This window comes from Buchnera aphidicola str. Ak (Acyrthosiphon kondoi) (assembly GCF_000225445.1).
Lineage (GTDB): Bacteria > Pseudomonadota > Gammaproteobacteria > Enterobacterales > Enterobacteriaceae > Buchnera > Buchnera aphidicola_A.
The window spans coordinates 57877-76231 of the sequence record NC_017256.1 but is presented as its reverse complement, the minus strand read 5'-3'; the positions used below and the strand labels follow the sequence as shown (position 1 = coordinate 76231).

The 18355-nt window shown below is 25.9% G+C and carries 15 protein-coding genes and 2 tRNA genes; 12 read left to right on the top strand and 5 right to left on the bottom strand.

Translation table 11 applies throughout. The features are described from left to right. Positions 1 to 95 precede the first annotated feature (95 nt). Positions 96 to 1499: a glutamate--tRNA ligase gene (gene gltX, locus BAKON_RS00360; protein WP_014499236.1), complete on the bottom strand. Its 1404-nt coding sequence runs from the start codon at positions 1497 to 1499 to the stop codon at positions 96 to 98. A 203-nt stretch (positions 1500 to 1702) separates the two neighbouring features. On the opposite strand from gltX, the gene BAKON_RS00355 reads away from it, so the two are divergent. Continuing rightward, positions 1703 to 1778: transfer RNA gene (locus BAKON_RS00355), tRNA-Val, on the top strand. Positions 1779 to 1809: 31 nt separating this feature from the next. Then, a tRNA-Lys gene (locus tag BAKON_RS00350) sits at positions 1810 to 1882 on the top strand. A gap of 16 nt (positions 1883 to 1898) precedes the next feature. Here the strand turns inward: BAKON_RS00350 and ligA are convergent. After that, positions 1899 to 3920 carry an NAD-dependent DNA ligase LigA gene (ligA, locus tag BAKON_RS00345; protein ID WP_014499235.1) on the bottom strand — a complete coding sequence of 674 codons (2022 nt, stop codon included), beginning with the start codon at positions 3918 to 3920 and terminating at the stop codon, positions 1899 to 1901. Between the two features lie 253 nt (positions 3921 to 4173). Between ligA and cysK the strand changes: the two genes are divergently transcribed. The 5 genes from cysK (at position 4174) to BAKON_RS00320 (ending at position 8733) form a co-directional block, all read left to right on the top strand. Beyond that, positions 4174 to 5121 carry a cysteine synthase A gene (cysK, locus tag BAKON_RS00340; protein ID WP_014499234.1) on the top strand — a complete coding sequence of 316 codons (948 nt, stop codon included), beginning with the start codon at positions 4174 to 4176 and terminating at the stop codon, positions 5119 to 5121. A gap of 54 nt (positions 5122 to 5175) precedes the next feature. Beyond that, positions 5176 to 5433 (top strand): HPr family phosphocarrier protein, encoded by a 258-nt coding sequence (locus tag BAKON_RS00335; RefSeq protein ID WP_014499233.1) that lies wholly within the window; start codon positions 5176 to 5178, stop codon positions 5431 to 5433. A gap of 150 nt (positions 5434 to 5583) precedes the next feature. Next, entirely contained in the window at positions 5584 to 7299 is a 1716-nt protein-coding gene (ptsI, locus tag BAKON_RS00330) for a phosphoenolpyruvate-protein phosphotransferase PtsI (RefSeq protein ID WP_014499232.1), read from the top strand. A gap of 50 nt (positions 7300 to 7349) precedes the next feature. Next, positions 7350 to 7853 carry a PTS glucose transporter subunit IIA gene (gene crr / locus BAKON_RS00325; protein WP_014499231.1) on the top strand — a complete coding sequence of 168 codons (504 nt, stop codon included), beginning with the start codon at positions 7350 to 7352 and terminating at the stop codon, positions 7851 to 7853. An 82-nt stretch (positions 7854 to 7935) separates the two neighbouring features. Further along, positions 7936 to 8733, top strand: a complete 798-nt coding sequence (locus BAKON_RS00320; RefSeq protein WP_014499230.1) for an undecaprenyl-diphosphate phosphatase — start codon at positions 7936 to 7938, stop codon at positions 8731 to 8733. A 27-nt stretch (positions 8734 to 8760) separates the two neighbouring features. On the opposite strand, the gene BAKON_RS00315 is transcribed toward BAKON_RS00320, so the two are convergent. Then, positions 8761 to 10005 carry a tRNA CCA-pyrophosphorylase gene (locus BAKON_RS00315; protein WP_014499229.1) on the bottom strand — a complete coding sequence of 415 codons (1245 nt, stop codon included), beginning with the start codon at positions 10003 to 10005 and terminating at the stop codon, positions 8761 to 8763. 224 nt (positions 10006 to 10229) lie between these two features. Between BAKON_RS00315 and rfaE1 the strand changes: the two genes are divergently transcribed. Next, positions 10230 to 11177, top strand: a complete 948-nt coding sequence (rfaE1, locus tag BAKON_RS00310; protein WP_014499228.1) for a D-glycero-beta-D-manno-heptose-7-phosphate kinase — start codon at positions 10230 to 10232, stop codon at positions 11175 to 11177. 288 nt (positions 11178 to 11465) lie between these two features. After that, positions 11466 to 12113 carry a 3,4-dihydroxy-2-butanone-4-phosphate synthase gene (ribB, locus tag BAKON_RS00305; protein WP_014499227.1) on the top strand — a complete coding sequence of 216 codons (648 nt, stop codon included), beginning with the start codon at positions 11466 to 11468 and terminating at the stop codon, positions 12111 to 12113. On the opposite strand, the gene tsaD is transcribed toward ribB, so the two are convergent. Then, complete coding sequence (gene tsaD, locus BAKON_RS00300) at positions 12091 to 13101, bottom strand: tRNA (adenosine(37)-N6)-threonylcarbamoyltransferase complex transferase subunit TsaD (RefSeq protein ID WP_014499226.1); 1011 nt, start codon at positions 13099 to 13101, stop codon at positions 12091 to 12093. The two genes, ribB and tsaD, sit on opposite strands and share 23 nt — an antisense overlap. 231 nt (positions 13102 to 13332) lie before the next feature. Between tsaD and rpsU the strand changes: the two genes are divergently transcribed. The 3 genes from rpsU to rpoD all read left to right on the top strand — a co-directional run bounded on the left by rpsU (position 13333) and on the right by rpoD (position 17365). Further along, positions 13333 to 13548, top strand: coding sequence for a 30S ribosomal protein S21 (rpsU, locus tag BAKON_RS00295; RefSeq protein ID WP_009874014.1), 216 nt, complete (start codon positions 13333 to 13335; stop codon positions 13546 to 13548). Positions 13549 to 13626: 78 nt separating this feature from the next. Continuing rightward, the gene (dnaG, locus tag BAKON_RS00290) at positions 13627 to 15360 is read left to right on the top strand and encodes a DNA primase (RefSeq protein WP_014499225.1); all 1734 of its coding nucleotides are present in this window, start codon (positions 13627 to 13629) and stop codon (positions 15358 to 15360) included. A 166-nt stretch (positions 15361 to 15526) separates the two neighbouring features. After that, positions 15527 to 17365 (top strand): RNA polymerase sigma factor RpoD, encoded by a 1839-nt coding sequence (gene rpoD / locus BAKON_RS00285; RefSeq protein WP_014499224.1) that lies wholly within the window; start codon positions 15527 to 15529, stop codon positions 17363 to 17365. 103 nt (positions 17366 to 17468) lie between these two features. Here rpoD and cysE read toward each other — a convergent pair whose 3' ends face one another. After that, complete coding sequence (cysE, locus tag BAKON_RS00280; protein WP_014499223.1) at positions 17469 to 18293, bottom strand: serine O-acetyltransferase; 825 nt, start codon at positions 18291 to 18293, stop codon at positions 17469 to 17471. Positions 18294 to 18355 lie beyond the last annotated feature (62 nt).

Sequence of the window (18355 nt, the reverse complement as noted above, 5' to 3'; positions counted from 1 at the left end):
TTTTTATAAATTATATTAAAAAAAACTTTAAAAGCATATTTTTTATAAATAATTTCTATATCTATTCTATTAAAGTATTTAAAATATACTATCTTTTATAAATTTTTAATATAATTAATTGCTTTTTTAATTCTTAATAGGGTTTTATCTTTACCAATTAAATCAATTACAGAGCTAATACTAGGGGAATGTATATTTCCTGTTATAGAAACACGTAATATCATATTGATTTCTTTTTTTGTTATTTTGATATGTTGAGATATATCATTAATTATTATCGATATATTAAAATTGTCCCAAATAAATAATTTTTTCATTCTTTCATAACATTCTTCCAAAATACAACAATTTTGTATTGTAAAATATTGTTCTACTGCTGTTTTATTAAAAAAATTAAATTCCTCATAAAAATATCGACAGGATTCTGTTATTTCTTTTAAAGTATGATAACGACTTCTAAATAATTTAACTAAAGATTCTAAATCAGGACCATTTTTTATATTTATATTTTGTTTTTTCATATAATTCTTAAGAAGATTGGCAATATAATTTAATGGTAAATTATTAATATAGTATTTATTCATCCATAAAAGTTTCTTAATATTTACAGTACTAGAAGATTTGCCAATAGATTTCAAATTAAATAATTCTTTCATTTCTGATATATTAAAAATTTCTTTATCACCACAAGACCAACCTAATCGTATTATATAATTCAATAAAGCTTCTGGCAAAAAACCATTTTTACAGTATTCAAGTATATTTATAGCATTTTTTCTTTTGGAAATTTTATGACCTTCTTCATCTAAAATCATCGATAAATGAGCATAAATAGGTATTTTAAAATCTAAAGATTTTAGAATATTAATTTGACGAGGTGTGTTATTAATATGATCTTCCCCACGAATAACATGAGTAATTTTCATGTCTAAATCGTCTACGACAACACAAAAATTGTAAGTAGGCATGCCATTAGAACGTTGAATAATAAGATCATCTAATTCTGAATTATCAAAAGAAATTTCTCCTCTAATTTTATCTTGAAAAACTACTTTTCCTGAAAGTGGATTTTTAAATCGTATTACATAATTTTGATTTAACATATTTATGATTTTTAAGTTTCTACAGGTACCCGGATAACGTGGTTTATAACCTTTTTCTATTTGTTTCAATCGTACTTCTTCTAATTTTTCGCACGAACAAACACAAATATATGCATCTCCTTTTTCTAACATAATATTAATAACTTCTTTATATCTATGCAATCGTTGAGTTTGAAAATAGGGACCTTCATCCCAATCTAGTCCTAACCATTTTAATCCATTTACAATAGAATTAATAGAAATTGATTCAGAACGTGAAAGATCAGTATCTTCTATACGAAGTATAAACTTTCCATTATGATGTCTTGCAAATAACCAAGAATACAAGGCAGTACGAATACTACCAATATGTAAATTTCCAGTAGGACTTGGTGCAAAACGAGTTCTTACTTTCATATATTCCTTAAAAAAAATTAATTTAGAAATAACTAATAAATCATATCGAAATATTATTATAACATTGACATTATTAATATTAGTTTTATAATATAAATTATTATTTAAATAATATGATTAAATTTACAACAAATAAATATTATTTTTTAAAAAAAGATTGACTCTTTTTCTCCTGGCTTTACAATATACATAGATTTGTAAACGGGTGATTAGCTCAGTTGGTAGAGCTCCTCCTTTACACGGAGGAAGTCGGCGGTTCGAGTCCGTCATCACCCACCAAAGAGAAGAACATAGTAAAAAATTTTTAAAAGGGTCGTTAGCTCAGTTGGTAGAGCAGTTGACTTTTAATCAATTGGTCGCAGGTTCAAATCCTGCACGACCCAAAAAATAATGTTATTTTTACATTTCAATTAAAAATTTTAATTCTTTCTCATTAATAGTTTTGATTTTTAGATGGTTTGCCTTAAAAAATTTAGAACCAAAATTTTGACCACAAATCAAAAAATCTATTTTTTTAGAAATATTATCAAAAACTTTAGCCCCTAAATTTATTAAAATTTTTTTTAATTCAATTCTTGAAAATGCATTAAAAGTACCCGTTAAAACAATTTTCTTATTTAAAAAACATGTTTTTTTAATGTTCAATTCCTGTACTTCTTGATGATTCAAATAAACTCCCACTTTTGCTATTAATGTATTAATCATATTACGATTTGCAATCGTAGAAAAATAATTGAATATATTATTTGAAATGACTTTTCCTATTCCATCTACAGAATTTAATTGCAAAATATTAGCATTTATTAACTTATCTAATGTTATAAAATCATTTGCTATTTTTTCAGAAATTGTTTCCCCTACACCAGGTATGCCCAAAGCATAAATGAAACTTTTCAGAGTAGTTTTTTTACATGCATTAATAGAATTGATAATTTTTATACTTTTCTTTTTTCCTACATTTTTTAGTTTTATTAAATCAACATCTTTGAGATAAAAAAAATCTATTGGATTTTTTACTAATTTCTTTTTTATTAATTCATTAATAATTCTTGGTCCCAAACCAATTACATATAAAGATTTTTTTGAAAAAAAATGATATAATGATTTTTTTTTCTGAGCATCACATGTTAGTCCAGAATGACAGCGAATTATTTTTTCTTCAGTGTTTTCAAGTAATTTTGTATCGCACACTGGGCAAAATTCAGGAAAAACAATTTTTTTTGCATTATCACAACGTGTAGTTTTAATGACGCTTAATACTTTGGGTATCACATCACCAGACCGACAAATAATAATAGAATCATTAACATGCAAATTTAATCTTTCCATTTCATATTTATTGTATAATGAAGCTTTTTGAATTATAACTCCAGATATATATACTGGATCAAAATAAGCTACAGGTGTAATTATACCTGTTCTACCAACTTGAAACTTAACATTTTTTAATAATGTAATCTTTTCTGCAGAACAAAATTTAAATGCGATAGCCCATCTTGGCGATTTTGTATTGCATCCTATTTTTTTTTGAAATTCTATTGAATTTACTTTGATAACAATTCCATCTATATCAAAATCAAGAAAGTTTCTTGTTTGTTCAAACTTTTTATAAAATTTTTCAACTTCTATATGATTTGAACAAATTATAATTTCTTTATTAACTGGTAATCCCCAAGATACACATTTCATTAATCGTTCATAATGAGTACTTAGATCTTCCTTGATGTCTTCTAAAAAATAACATCCATGACATGAAAACATTAATTTTCTTTCAGCTGTTATTTTTGGATTAATATGACGTAATGAGCCTGCTGCTGCATTTCGAGGATTAGAAAAATGCTTATTTTGATTTATTTTATATCTTTTGTTTAATGTTATAAAATCAGATTTCAACATAAACACTTCACCTCGAACTTCTAATCTTTTAGGTATATTAATTCCGTTTAATTTCAAAGGAATTGATTTAATCATTCTGGCATTAGCAGTGATGTTTTCTCCTTTAAAACCATCGCCGCGAGTCGCTGCGCGTACAAAAATTCCTTCTTCATAAATCAGACTAATAGCAATACCATCTAATTTAAGCTCACAACAAAAAGAAATTGATGTATTAATATTAAGAGATTTTTTAATTCTTGCTTCAAAATTTAAATATCCATTTATATCAAATGTATTTTCTAACGATAACATGGGAGAAAAATGTTTTATTTTTTTGAATCTTCTAAGTAAATTTGATCCTACTTTTTGTGTGGGTGAATCTGCAGTAATCAGTTCTTGATTTTTTTTTTCCAAATCATATAACTGATGCAATAAATAATCATATTCTGCATCAGAAACTATTGATTGATCTAATGTATGGTAGAAGTATTCATACTTTAAAATATTTTTACGTAATGTGTCGATTTTTTTTTTAGTAGATGTCATAAATTTATTATATATATAATTATTACACAGGCAGAAAAATTTTAAATTATTTAAAACTTTATAAATTAATAGTATTAGTATTTTAAAATATTTTTTATTATATAATTTTTATTTATAATATAAAAATAGAATTTTTTAATAATCATTAAAAACAAGTATAATAAAAAATATTTTAAATTAAAAGATCAATAAAGTTATATTTAATATTATTAAAATTTTGTAATTTAAGACAAACTTTAAAAAAAGGAAGCAAATGAGTAAAATATATGAAGATAATTCTTTAACTATTGGTAATACACCTCTAGTTCGTTTAAATAAAATTGGATATGGAAAAATTTTAGTAAAAATAGAATCTAGAAATCCAAGTTTTAGTGTTAAATGTAGGATTGGTGCTAATATGATATGGAGTGCAGAAAAAAATAAAAACATAAATAAAAATGTAGAATTAATAGAAGCAACTAGTGGTAATACAGGCATAGCATTAGCTTATGTTGCTGCTTCTAGAAATTATCGATTAACTCTAACTATGCCTGAAACTATGTCTGTTGAAAGAAAAAAAATACTAAAATCTTTAGGCGCAAAATTAATATTAACCGATGGAAAATATGGTATGAAAGGAGCTATTTCTAAAGCTAATGATATTGTATCATATAATCCAAGAAAATATTTTTTATTAAAACAATTTGAGAATCCTGCTAATCCAGAAATTCATGAAATGACTACTGGTCCAGAGATTTGGAATGATACTAATGGTAATTTAGATGTCTTAATTTCTTCCGTAGGTACAGGAGGAACTATTACTGGGATTACAAGATATATAAAAAAAACAAAAAGAAAAAAAAATTTAATTAGTGTGGCTGTTGAACCTTCTGAATCCCCTGTCATTACACAATTTTTATCAGGAAAAGAAATGAAACCTGGACCACATAAAATTCAAGGTATTGGACCTGGATTTATTCCTAAAAATTTAGATTTAACATTGGTTGATCAAGTGATTACTGTTTCTAGTGAAGAAGCCATACTGATGGCTCAAAAATTAATGAAAACAGAAGGGATATTAGCAGGAATTTCATCTGGTGCTTCACTATATGCTGCAGTAAAAATACAAAAACAAAAAAATTTCTCAGATAAGACAATAGTTGTTATTTTGCCTTCTTCAGGAGAACGTTATTTAAGTACAGAATTATTTTCTAAAGTATAAAAAAATTTTAATATTTATTATATCGTATTAATAAACTTTTATTAAGGAAAAAAAATGTTTCAAAACCAAATTAAAATAACTGCTCCGCATGGTTTGCATACACGTCCTGCTGCTCAGTTTGTAAAAGAAGCAAAAAAATTTATTTCAGAAATTTCTATTATTTATGATGGCAAAGTAGTAAATGCAAAAAGTTTATTTAAAATTCAGACACTAGGTTTGATTCGAGGAAGTCTTATTACACTATCAGCCGAAGGAGAAGACGAACAACAAGCAATTGAACACTTATCTAAAATAATAACAAAATTAGAATAAATTATTATTAAATAATTAATTTTTAATTGGTTTAAAAAACTAGAAGTTATATAAAAAAAGACTTCTAATTTTTTTTATAAAAAATATATTCGCCTGACATGTCATATTTTCATCTCTGAATAGATAAACTTTATTATTAAAGGTAATGTTATGATTTCAGGCATTTTAGCATCACCGGGTATAGCTTTTGGAAGAGCTCTTTTATTAAAAGAAGAAGAAATTGTTATTAACCGGAAAATAATTGCTGTTAAAAATATCACAAAAGAAATAGAAAGATTTTTTGAAGGCAGAAAAAAATCAATACAACAACTCACTGAAATAAAAACTAAGACAAAAGAAAAATTTGGAGAAAAAAAAGGAAATATCTTTGAAGGTCATATCATGCTTCTTGAAGACGAAGAGTTAGAACAAGAAGTTATTTCTCTAATAAAAGAAAGAAATATATCTGCTGCTGCAGCTGCTGAATTAATCATTGAAGGACAAGCAAAAGCTCTAGAAGAACTAAAAGATGAATATTTAAAAAATAGAGCAATTGATGTAAGAGATATTGGGAGTCGTTTATTAAAAAACATACTTAACCTAAGTATTATTGATTTAAATAATATAAATAGTGAAGTTATTTTAATCGCAAAAGATTTGACTCCTTCTGAAACAGCACAAATTAATCTAAAATATATTTTAGGATTTATCACTGATTTAGGAGGCAAAACATCACATACATCAATTATGGCAAGATCGCTAGAGATTCCTGCAATAGTAGGAACAGGAAATATTACGAAAATAGTAAAAAATAATGATTATATTATTTTAGATTCTATTAATAATCAAATTTTTATAAATCCATCTAATCAATTAATCAATCAAAAAGAAGAAATAAAAAATAAATACATTACAAAAAAAAATAAATTAATATTTTTAAAAGATTTACATGCAACAACTATTGATGGACATAATATTAAAATTGGTTCTAATATTGGAAATCTTAAAGATATTGATTCTGCAAGAAAGCATGGTGCTGAATGTATCGGTCTGTATCGCACAGAATTTTTATTCATGGGTAGAAAATCTTTACCTACCGAAAATGAACAATTTCAGGCATATAAAAAAATTGCAGAACTAATGAAAAACAAATCTGTGATTATTAGAACTATGGATATTGGTGGAGATAAAGACCTTCCTTATATGAATTTACCAAAAGAAGAGAATCCTTTTCTCGGATGGCGTGCTATACGTATTTCAATGGATAGAAAAGAAATATTACACCCACAATTAAATGCCATTCTTAGAGCTTCTGCTTTTGGCAAAATACATATTCTATTTCCTATGATAATATCTGTAGAAGAAATTAGATTTTTAAAATCAGAAATTAAAAAACTTCAAATCCAATTAAATAAAAACAATATATTATTTGATAAAAATATTAAAATTGGAATTATGATTGAAACTCCAGCATCAGCTATAATAGCTGAACATTTGATAAAAGAAGTAGATTTTTTTAGTATTGGAACAAATGATTTAACACAATATACTTTGGCTGTTGATAGAGGTAATGATTTAATTTCACATCTTTATAATCCTATGAATCCATCCATTTTAAAATTAATTAAAAAAGTTATCGATATTTCACATAAAAATGGAAAGTGGACGGGTATGTGCGGAGAACTTGCAGGAGATGAACGTGCTACTGTTCTTTTATTAGGAATGGGATTAGATGAATTTAGTATGAGTTCGATAAGCATCCCCAAAATAAAAGAAATTATTCGTAAAACCTCTTTTTATAGTGCTCAAAAATTAGCAAAAAAAGCATTAACACTTCCTACTACTAAAGAGATACTTCATTTGGTAGAAAATTTTATTGATTCTTAAAAATAAAAAATATACTAAAAGATAACAAAAAAAGCACTTAGGAGAAAAAAATGAGTTTCTTTTCTGATTTCTTTAACAGTAAAAAAACCAATTTTTCTAAAAAAACAGAAATTATCGCACCTTTATCCGGTGAAATAATAAGTATAGAAGACGTACCAGATCTTGTTTTTTCTAAAAAAATTGTTGGGGATGGAATAGCCATTAAACCATCAGGAAATCAGATGCTTGCACCGGTAAATGGAACGATTGGAAAAATATTTGAAACCATGCATGCTTTTTCAATTATTTCAGAAGATAACATTGAATTGTTTGTACATTTTGGAATTGATACCATAAAATTAAAAGGAGATGGTTTTAAAAAAAAAGCAAAAGATAATCAAAAGGTAAAAATAGGAGATGAAATTATCATATTTGATTTAGATTTTCTCACAGAAAAAGCGCAGTCTATTTTGACTCCTGTCGTAATATCTAATATGGAAAATTTCAAAAAAATAAAAAAATCATCTGGAACTATTATTGCTGGACAGACAGTTATTATGACTTTATATCATTAATTTTGAGATAAAAACGGTACTATTATTTAGTGCCGTTTTAATATATATAATATGAACATTCAATGATTTTAACGGAAAAAAAATGCTTCATTTAAATCAAGTTATCGCTTCTATTATTATTGGAGTAATAGAAGGTATAACAGAATTTCTTCCTATTTCTTCTACGGGACATATGATTATAGCTTCACATCTATTAAAAATAGAAAATAATAATACAAAAATATTAGAAATATTCATTGAATTTGGTTCTGCATTGTCAATATTGTATTTTTTTCATAAAAAAATTTTAAAGATAATAAAATTTAATATAAATGAAAAAAAAATAAAAACAAAAAATATGCATATTCTTATTTCTATTTTTCCTACAATATTTTTTGGACTTATATTTTATAAAAAAATTAAACTGTTATTTAATACATATGATGTTATGTATTCGTTAATATTAGGAGGTTTTTTTTTATTAGTAGCTGAAATATTTAAACCTAAAAAACACAAAATATCTAACATTCATGATATTAGTTTATTTCAATCTGCAGTCATTGGATTATTTCAAATTTTTTGTTTATATCCTGGATTTTCAAGATCTGGAGTAACTATAGCAACTGGAATACTATTAGGAATTAAACGATCAGTTGCAATAGAATTTTCTTTTATAATATCAATACCATTAATAATGGGAGCGTCTTTTTTTGATTTCATTAATAATATAAGCAATATTAAAGCATCAGATTTTCCAATATTTTTTCTTGGAACTATAATATCTTTTACAATTTCTATGTTATGTATTAAACAATTATTAAAAATAATAAACAAAACATCACTAATATTTTTTGGAATATATCGTTTTATAATAGCTGGATTCATTTATTTTATTAATTAATTTTAAACGCCGTTAAAATATTATTTTTTATAAATAAGAACGATATTTAACGTTTTTCAAACGCCATAATTCTAGCTTTTTAATTCTTAAACGTATTAATTCGTTTTTTATTGCATGACCTTTAAACCCTTTTTTTAAAATCAATTTAATAGAAACACTTTTTACAATAGAAAAACATTTTTTTAAAAAACAACCTGAATTCAAATAAAGAAATTTAGATGTAAATTTACTTAAAAAATTAAAATCACTTAAAAATGCAAGCTTTTTAATACGCTCTGGTTTTCTCCAAGCATCGATTTTAGAAAAAAAAATGATAATATTTTTAGATGATTGACAATGAACCGTATTTAAAAAAAAATAAAAACCAGTATACAATACCGCTATATCTCTGATGTAAGATGGAATATTAAAGCGTTTACATAAGTTATGAATAATAGCAGCAGAATATGAATCAAAAAATGTTTTTGAATAATTTTTATCTATTCGATTAATTGATAAAAATTGACATAAATAAGAAAAACGAATATCGATATTTTTATGATGTAATGATATTTCAGCAAGTCCCATTAATATCGTATTTTTATTATATGATTGTTTTAAAAAAGAATAGTTTAAAAAAATTTTTTTTTCATGCAAAAAATATATTTCTGGGAAAAAAAAATGCAATGCATTACAAGCATATAAAACTTGAAAATATACATGAGGATTAGAAGTTTTAAAAGCTTTTTCAGTTTCATTCCATATTCTATTCGAAGTTAAATATGATAACTCCTTTTTTTTTACCACAATACTCATTAATAACATAGTTTCTTTTGCGACTTTAAAGCCTAAATGTACTAAAGAAGCAGCAAATCTTGCTACACGTAAAACACGTAATGGATCTTCCGTAAAAGATTCTGAAATATGTCGTATTAAACGATATTTTATATCTTTTTTACCTTGAAAAGGATCAATATAATTACCATATTGATCCTGAGCAATAGCATTAATTGTTAAATCTCGTCTAACTAAATCCTCTTCTAAGGTCACATTAATATTGCAATCAGTCTCAAAACTAGTATGTCCTCTTCCAGATTTCCTTTCTTTTCTGGCTAAAGCATATTCTTCATGTGTCTCTGGATGCAAAAAAACTGGAAAATCTTTTCCAACTTGTTGGAAATTTTTTTCTAGTAGTATTTTTTCTGTACCACCAACTACTACCCAATCTTTATCTTTAATAGGTAGATTAAGCAAAGAGTCACGAACAGCTCCTCCTACTAAATATATTTTCATAATAATTTTCTCATACTAAAAATAAAATTCTATTCTATAATAGAAAAATAAAATTTTTTTATATAAAAATTTATTTATTATTTTCAATAATTAAATCTTGTAATAATATTTTATATAATATATAAAAAAACATCTTATTAATTTTATAGTTAATAATATTTATTTGATAAAAAATAGTGAATATTTAATATTTTAAAATTATTTAAACTTATAGAGATAATATCATGAAAAAAAAATTAATTAATTTTAACAATTCTCTTGTTCTAGTAGTTGGTGATATTATACTCGATTGTTATTGGTATAGTAAAAACCATTATATGTTGTCTGAACAATTAACGCCTATTGTACCGATTCATGAAGTTAAAGAACAACCGGGAGGTGCTGCAAATGTAGCTAAAAATATTGCAGAAATTGGAGGTCATTCTAAAATAATTGGTTTTATTGGTATGGATAATGAAGGATTAACATTAAAAAAGCTTATGAACCATGTTAGAATAGATTGTGATTTAATTTCTATAAAAAAAAATAAAACTATTACTAAAATAAGAATTTTATCAGAAAAAAAACAATTAATTCGAGTAGATTTTCAAGAAAAATACATTTCTGAAAAAATTAATTTATTACATCAAAAAATTATAAATTCATTATCCTATTTCAAAATTTTAGTACTATCAGATTATGCTAAAGGCACTCTAGTAAATATAAAAAAAATAATTAGTTTTGCAAAAAAAATGTCAATTCCAATACTAATAGATCCAAAAGGTATGGATTTTAAAAAATATTCAGGTGCTAGTTTATTGACACCTAATCTTTCTGAATTTGAAAAGATAGTTGGAAAATGTTATAGAGAAAATGAAATTTTGCAAAGAGGAATAAAATTATTATCTGAACTGAATTTATCGGCATTATTAGTTACGCGTTCTAAACATGGCATGACTTTATTTCAAACACATAAAAAACCAATACATTTTCCTGCTATATCTAAAACAGCTTCTGATGTAACTGGTGCAGGAGATACTGTCATTTCTATAATTGCAGCGTCTTTATCTTCGGGATATTCTTTAGAAGAAGCATGTTTTTATGCTAATATTGGAGCTAGCATAGTAATAAAAAAAATTGGCACTGAAACATTAAGTATTAATGAATTAAATTTTGTTTTAAATCATCAATAAAAAAAATTTTATTTAATTTTTATAAGATTTTTTTATTTTAAAAAATTCGTGAAATAATTAATCATAATAAAACCTGATATTACAATATTATTTTTAATAAGTTTTCATAAAAAATTAAAAATCTTGTTTAAAATAAAAATTTCTACATTGCTCTTAGATCTAATTCAATATATAATATATTGATCTTTGATTTTATAAAAAATTTTAATAATAAAAAAAATTTAACTAATTTAATATCAATCAAACTAATTTCTTGTTGAATAATTTAACCTTATTAAGATTTGTATAATGAATGAAATACTTCTATCTAAATTTGGAACACCTATAGAACGAATTCAGAAAGCAATAATTGCTTTGCAATCTGGTCAAGGCGTTATTATATTAGATGATGAAAAACGTGAAAACGAAGGAGATCTCGTTTTTGCATGTGAAAATATGACAGTAGAACAAATGGCTTTAACTATTCGATATGGTAGCGGGATAGTATGCCTCTGTATAACTGAAGATAAAAGAAAAAAACTAGATTTACCTATGATGGTTGAAAAAAACACTAGTACATACCGTACTGGATTTACAGTAACAATAGAGGCTTCACAAGGTATTTCTACTGGTGTGTCAGCTCAAGACAGACTGACTACTATAAAAACCGCTATTGCTGATAATGCTCAACCTAGAGATTTAAATAGACCAGGTCATGTTTTTCCTTTAAGAGCTCATCAAGGTGGAATTTTATCAAGAGCAGGACATACAGAAGCTGCTATCGAAATCGTTTCTTTAGCCGGCTTTAAACCAGCAGGAGTTATTTGCGAACTAACTAATAAAGATGGAACTATGGCTCGTACACCTGAAGTGATAAAATTTTCTGAAAATCAAAAAATGCAAGTATTGACTATCAAAGACTTAATTTCATACATTAAAAAGATAAATCACTTATAGACCATTTTGGTTTGACTAATATTTCTAATTGAGGTTTCTGTGCCTCTTTTGAACGTAATGAACCAAGATATGCAATCATAGCTCCGTTATCTGTACAAAATTCTAAACGAGAATAAAAAACGGTTCCACTAAAATATTTTTTAACCATTTTTTCAGACTTTTTACGTAATTTATAGTTCGCACTAACACCACCTGCTATAACTAAACGATTCCATTTTTTTTTCTTTAATGCTTTTTTAGTTTTAATTAATAATATATCAATTACTGCATCTTCAAAAGCTCTTGCAATATTAGCTTTTTCTTGTATACTTTGATCGCATTTCTTGATTGTTTGAGCAGCAAAGGTTTTTAAACCCGAAAAACTAAAATTCAAATCAGAATGATATATCATAGGTCGAGGAAAACAAAAAGAATCTTTGATTCCCTTGCATGCTAATTTAGATAGTTCAAAACCTCCTGGATATTTTAATCCTAGTAATTTTGCTGTCTTATCAAATGCTTCACCAGCAGCATCATCTAAACAATTTCCAAGTATTTCATATTCACCAAGTCTGTGAGCACCAATTATTTGCGTATGTTTACCTGATACTAATAATGTAATAAATGGAAACTTGATTGATTTAAAATCCAACATTGGTGATAACAAATGGGCTTCCATATGATGAACTGGCAGAACTGGTATATTTAAAGATAATCCCAATGAGCATGCAAATGTAGCACCTACTAACAACGAACCGACTAAACCAGGACCAGCAGTATAAGCAATTATATCAATACTTTTAGCAATATTCTTTTTTCTAAATATTTTTTCCAATAAAAAAACAATTGCTGTCATATGTTCTCGAGATGCCAGTTCGGGAATAATACCTCCATACATATTATGTAATTTTTTCTGACTATATATTTCATTAATCAATAATCCTTCTTTACTGTCATAAACAGCTATACCTGTATCATCACAAGAAGTTTCAATACCTAATATCCTCATTAATTTATACCTATATATTAAAGTTTTAAAATAAGAAAAAATACGTTTCACAGCAATTTTAAATTAATGTTAATCTAAATAAATTAATTTTAAAAAATATTATTAAAAGCATATTAAAAACAAAAAAATGATGCTTTACAATATAACACTGATTGATATAGGATCTATTATCTTAAATAAATTTCTATAATTTTTCATTACGATAAAGTCAATAATTGAGGTAAATATTGAATGCCAATAATAAAAGTACGTGAAAATGAACCATTTGATGTAGCACTTCGCCGTTTTAAACGGTCTTGTGAAAAAGCTGGTATTTTAGCAGAAATTCGTCGAAGAGAATTTTATGAAAAACCAACCACTGAACGTAAAAGAGCTAAAGCTTCAGCTGTCAAACGTCTTGCTAAAAAACTTACACGAGAAAATGCACGACGTATTCGTATGTACTAAATATATTTTCAAAAATAAAATAACTAAAAAAAGCCGTTCTTCTTAAAGAACGGAAAAAATCTATAGCTACAAACTTATATGTCTAGGAAAATACCTAAATATTTTATTAATGAACTATTATTTCGAACTAATATTGTAGAATTGATCAATACACGTCTAACATTAAAAAAAAATGGTAAGAATTATCAAATTAACTGTCCTTTTCATCATGATAAAACTCCATCTTTTACAGTAAGCTATGAAAAGCAATTTTACTATTGCTTTGGATGCAATGCGCATGGTAATGCAATTGATTTTTTAATGCAATATGAACATTTAAGTTTTATAGAAAGCATTGAAGAACTGTCTATACTCCACGGTATAACAATACCATTTGAAAATACAATACAAAACAGTTTTTATTTAAAAAAACAAAAATTGTATCTATTAATGAAAAAAATAGGCGTATTTTATAAAAAATACATCAATTTTAATAATTTAGCTAATAAATATCTAGCTAAAAGAAATATTAATAAAAATATGATTGATTTTTTTTTAATTGGATTTTCTGACTTAAAGTGGAGTAATTTTTATAAAAAACTAAATATCAGCAAAGAATTTGAGCAAGAGTTATTAAATCAAAATATTCTTTCTATTAATAAAAAAGGATATATATATGATCGATTTCAAGGACGTATAATATTTCCTATACAAGATCATCATGGTAGAATTGTAGGTTTTGGAGGCCGTGCGTTAGATAACATTTCACCAAAATATCTCAATTCACCTGAAACAGATATTTTCCACAAAAGAAAGCAAATTTATGGATTGTATCAAGTTAAAAAAAAGTGTTTAAAACCTTCATATCTATTAGTTGTTGAAGGATATATTGATGTTATAACATTAACACAATATAATATAAATTATGTAGTTTCTACATTAGGTACTGCAACAACAAGCGAACACATTCAGCTTCTTTTTCAACATACCGATACAATTATATACTGCTATGATGGTGATGATGCAGGAAAAAATGCAGCCTGGCAAACTTTAAAAAAAGCATTACCATACATATCAGATAAAAAAACACTAAAATTTATCTTGTTACCTGACAATGAAGATCCTGATACAATTATCAGAAAAGAAGGCAGACAAAAATTTCAAAAACGTATCGAAAATGCTATTACTATGTCAAAATTTTTTTTTAAAAATATATTAAAAAACATAAATTTATCATCAAAAGATGACAAATTTCATTTAAGCGTACGTGCTTTACCTTTAATAAATACTATTTCTAGTGATACGATAAGAATTTATTTGCGTCAAATATTAGCTAGAATGATAGGAATTTTAGATGATAATCAATTTGAAAAATTTTTATATGAAAAAGAAATCAAAAAAACTCAAAAACCATATTTTCAAATAAAACGTACTCCAATGCGTACTTTAATAGGACTACTTTTACAAAATCCTAGTTTAGCAAAACTAGCACCTTCAAAACATAAATTACAAAATCTGCAAATAAAAGGATTACCTATTTTTTTAGAAATATTACAAACATGTCTCGACAATCCCAATATTAATACTGGTCAATTATTAGAGTTATACAGAAATACTAAAATAATTAATATTTTAAAACTTTTATCAAGATGGGATCTTATGATAATCCCAGAAGAAATTCAAAATATGTTTTTAGACTTATTAATGAATATATATGATAAAATTCTTGAAAAAAGACAGGAGTATCTTATTGCAAAAGAAAGAACACAAGGATTGAATATAAATGAAAAAAAAGAGATCTGGTCTATCAATAAAGCATTATCTAAAAAATAGTATTAATTTTAATAAAACACACAAAATAAAATACATATATTAATAATTTTATAATTTAAATTGCTTTTTAATATAATTAAACATTTGAAATAATTTTATTATTATTCATTATTGACAAAATAGTCAATTAATATTCATCAAATCAATAAAATATGGATATCGTATTATGGATCAAAACCCACAGTCGCAACTTAAGCTACTTATAACACATGGTAAGGAGCAAGGGTATTTAACCTATTCTGAAGTTAACGATCATCTACCAGAAGATATTATTGATTCTGAACAAATCGATGATATCATTCAGATGATTAATGATATGGGCATTCCAGTGGTTGAAGAAGCACCTGATGCTGATGATCTAATATTGAATGAAATAAACACAGATACAGATGAAGATGCAGTTGAAGCAGCAACACAAGTTCTATCTAGTGTAGAATCCGAATTAGGAAGAACTACCGATCCCGTTCGGATGTATATGAGAGAAATGGGCACTGTTGAATTGCTTACACGAGAAGGAGAAATTGATATAGCTAAACGTATTGAAGAAGGTATAAATCAAGTCCAATGCTCTGTTTCAGAATATCCAGAAGCCATTACATATCTTCTTGAACAATATGATCGTGTTAAAACTGGTCAGATGCGATTATCTGATATAATAACAGGTTTTGTAGATCCAAATGCAGAAGAAATTTTTTCTCCTAGTGCTATTCATATAGGTTCTGAACTTTTAGATGAAGAACAAAGTAACGATGAAGATGAAGAAGACAATCAAGAAGATCATGAAGATGATCACAGTATAGATCCAGAATTAGCGAATGAGAAATTTGCTGAGTTACGCGTTCAATATAATAACACAAATAATACAATTAAAAATAAAAACAGAACACATAAAGACTCATTATTAGAAATTTACAATCTTTCAGAAGTATTTAAACAGTTCCGATTAGTTCCAAAACAATTTGATCATTTAGTTAATAATATGCGAGATATGATGGAAAGGGTTCGTACAGAAGAAAGAATTATTATAAAATTATGCGTCGAAATTTGTAAAATGCCTAAAAAAAATTTTATTAAAGTTTTTCCAGTAAAAAAGATTAATAATTTTTGGTTTATAAAAGAACAAAACACAAATCAACCATGGTCTGAAAACTTAAAAAAAGTCAAAGAAGATGTTTTTATTAGTATAAAAAAATTAATTAAAATAGAAGAAGAAACTGGTTTGACAATTGAACAAGTAAAAGATATCAATAAAAGAATGTCTATTGGAGAATCAAAAGCTAGACGAGCAAAAAAAGAAATGGTAGAAGCTAATTTAAGATTAGTTATTTCTATTGCCAAAAAATATACAAATAGAGGACTACAATTCTTAGATTTAATTCAAGAAGGAAATATTGGTCTAATGAAAGCTGTAGATAAATTTGAATATCGTCGTGGTTATAAGTTTTCAACTTATGCTACTTGGTGGATTCGACAAGCAATTACGCGTTCTATTGCCGATCAAGCTCGTACTATTCGTATTCCAGTACACATGATTGAAACAATTAATAAACTCAATCGTATTTCCAGACAAATGTTACAAGAAATAGGTCGAGAACCAACTCCAGAAGAATTATCTGAAAAAATGCTAATTCCTGAAGATAAAATTAGAAAAGTATTAAAAATAGCTAAAGAACCGATATCAATGGAAACTCCTATTGGAGATGATGATGATTCACATTTAGGTGATTTTATTGAGGATACTACCTTAGAATTACCATTAGATTCTGCTACTTCTGAAAGTTTACGTTCAGCAACACATGATGTCTTGTCAGGTCTAACAGCTCGTGAGGCAAAAGTACTGCGTATGCGTTTTGGGATAGATATGAATACTGATCATACTCTAGAAGAAGTTGGAAAACAATTTGATGTTACTCGAGAAAGAATACGTCAAATAGAAGCAAAAGCACTAAGAAAACTACGTCATCCAAGTAGATCAGAAGTATTGCGTAGTTTTTTAGACGATTAAAACAGAAAATTTAATATAAAATAAAGCTTCTGTACTAATATTAGTATATCTACTATAGTTTTTTTTAAATAAAACAGAAGTTTTTATTTTATATAAATAAAAATTAAATACCGTCTCCATATTGAAATCTATTTATACTCTGTAAATTATTTTTTTCTTCTCGAGAAAAATATTTTTCACTATCTAATTGATTCACAATTTTTGCTGGCACTCCAACAACTGTTACATATGAAGGAACGTTTTTTAAAACTATTGAACCAGCCCCTATTTTTGCTCCTAAACCTACTTCAATATTCCCTAAAATTTTCGCCCCAGCACCTATAATAACTCCTTTTCGAATAGTAGGATGTCTATTTTTACCAAAATTTTTTCCAGTTCCTCCTAAAGTTACTGAATGAAAAATTGAAACATCATTTTCGATAGTTACACTTTCTCCAATAACAATGCCAGTTGCATGATCAAGCATTACACCAGATCCAATATATGCAGCTGGATGGATATCAACTGAAAATTCAGAAGATATCCTACTTTGCAGATATATAGATAATGATTTTTTTCTTGTATTCCAAAGATGATGACTTATTCTATAAGCTTCTAATGCATGAAAACCTTTAAAATAAAGTAAAGGTGTCAAGTAATCATTTACTGCTGGATCCCGCTGCAATACAGCTTTAATATCTTGTACTACTACATTTAATATAGAAGGATTATTTAAATATATTTCATCAAATACATTTTTTATTTTTTTTTCAGAAATAATAGATGTAGATAATTTATTTGCTAAGATATAACTTAAAGAACTAAAAAAATTTTGATGCTGAAGTATGCTATTTTGATAAAAATCTGACAAAAAAGGTTCTTTTTTTAATGATAAAGAAACTTCATAGAGTATTTTTTTCCATATTCTTGATATTTCTAACACACACATAATTTTCTCCTATAAAATATTTGTAATATTTTTAAAATTAAAAATTCTTTTTTTGTAAAGAA

Coding starts and splice junctions, on each gene's coding strand:
- gltX (WP_014499236.1), bottom strand. CDS start 1,499: ATGAAAGTAAGAACTCGTTTTGCACCAAGTCCTACTGGAAATTTACAT.
- ligA (WP_014499235.1), bottom strand. CDS start 3,920: ATGACATCTACTAAAAAAAAAATCGACACATTACGTAAAAATATTTTA.
- cysK (WP_014499234.1), top strand. CDS start 4,174: ATGAGTAAAATATATGAAGATAATTCTTTAACTATTGGTAATACACCT.
- BAKON_RS00335 (WP_014499233.1), top strand. CDS start 5,176: ATGTTTCAAAACCAAATTAAAATAACTGCTCCGCATGGTTTGCATACA.
- ptsI (WP_014499232.1), top strand. CDS start 5,584: ATGATTTCAGGCATTTTAGCATCACCGGGTATAGCTTTTGGAAGAGCT.
- crr (WP_014499231.1), top strand. CDS start 7,350: ATGAGTTTCTTTTCTGATTTCTTTAACAGTAAAAAAACCAATTTTTCT.
- BAKON_RS00320 (WP_014499230.1), top strand. CDS start 7,936: ATGCTTCATTTAAATCAAGTTATCGCTTCTATTATTATTGGAGTAATA.
- BAKON_RS00315 (WP_014499229.1), bottom strand. CDS start 10,005: ATGAAAATATATTTAGTAGGAGGAGCTGTTCGTGACTCTTTGCTTAAT.
- rfaE1 (WP_014499228.1), top strand. CDS start 10,230: ATGAAAAAAAAATTAATTAATTTTAACAATTCTCTTGTTCTAGTAGTT.
- ribB (WP_014499227.1), top strand. CDS start 11,466: ATGAATGAAATACTTCTATCTAAATTTGGAACACCTATAGAACGAATT.
- tsaD (WP_014499226.1), bottom strand. CDS start 13,101: ATGAGGATATTAGGTATTGAAACTTCTTGTGATGATACAGGTATAGCT.
- rpsU (WP_009874014.1), top strand. CDS start 13,333: ATGCCAATAATAAAAGTACGTGAAAATGAACCATTTGATGTAGCACTT.
- dnaG (WP_014499225.1), top strand. CDS start 13,627: ATGTCTAGGAAAATACCTAAATATTTTATTAATGAACTATTATTTCGA.
- rpoD (WP_014499224.1), top strand. CDS start 15,527: ATGGATCAAAACCCACAGTCGCAACTTAAGCTACTTATAACACATGGT.
- cysE (WP_014499223.1), bottom strand. CDS start 18,293: ATGTGTGTGTTAGAAATATCAAGAATATGGAAAAAAATACTCTATGAA.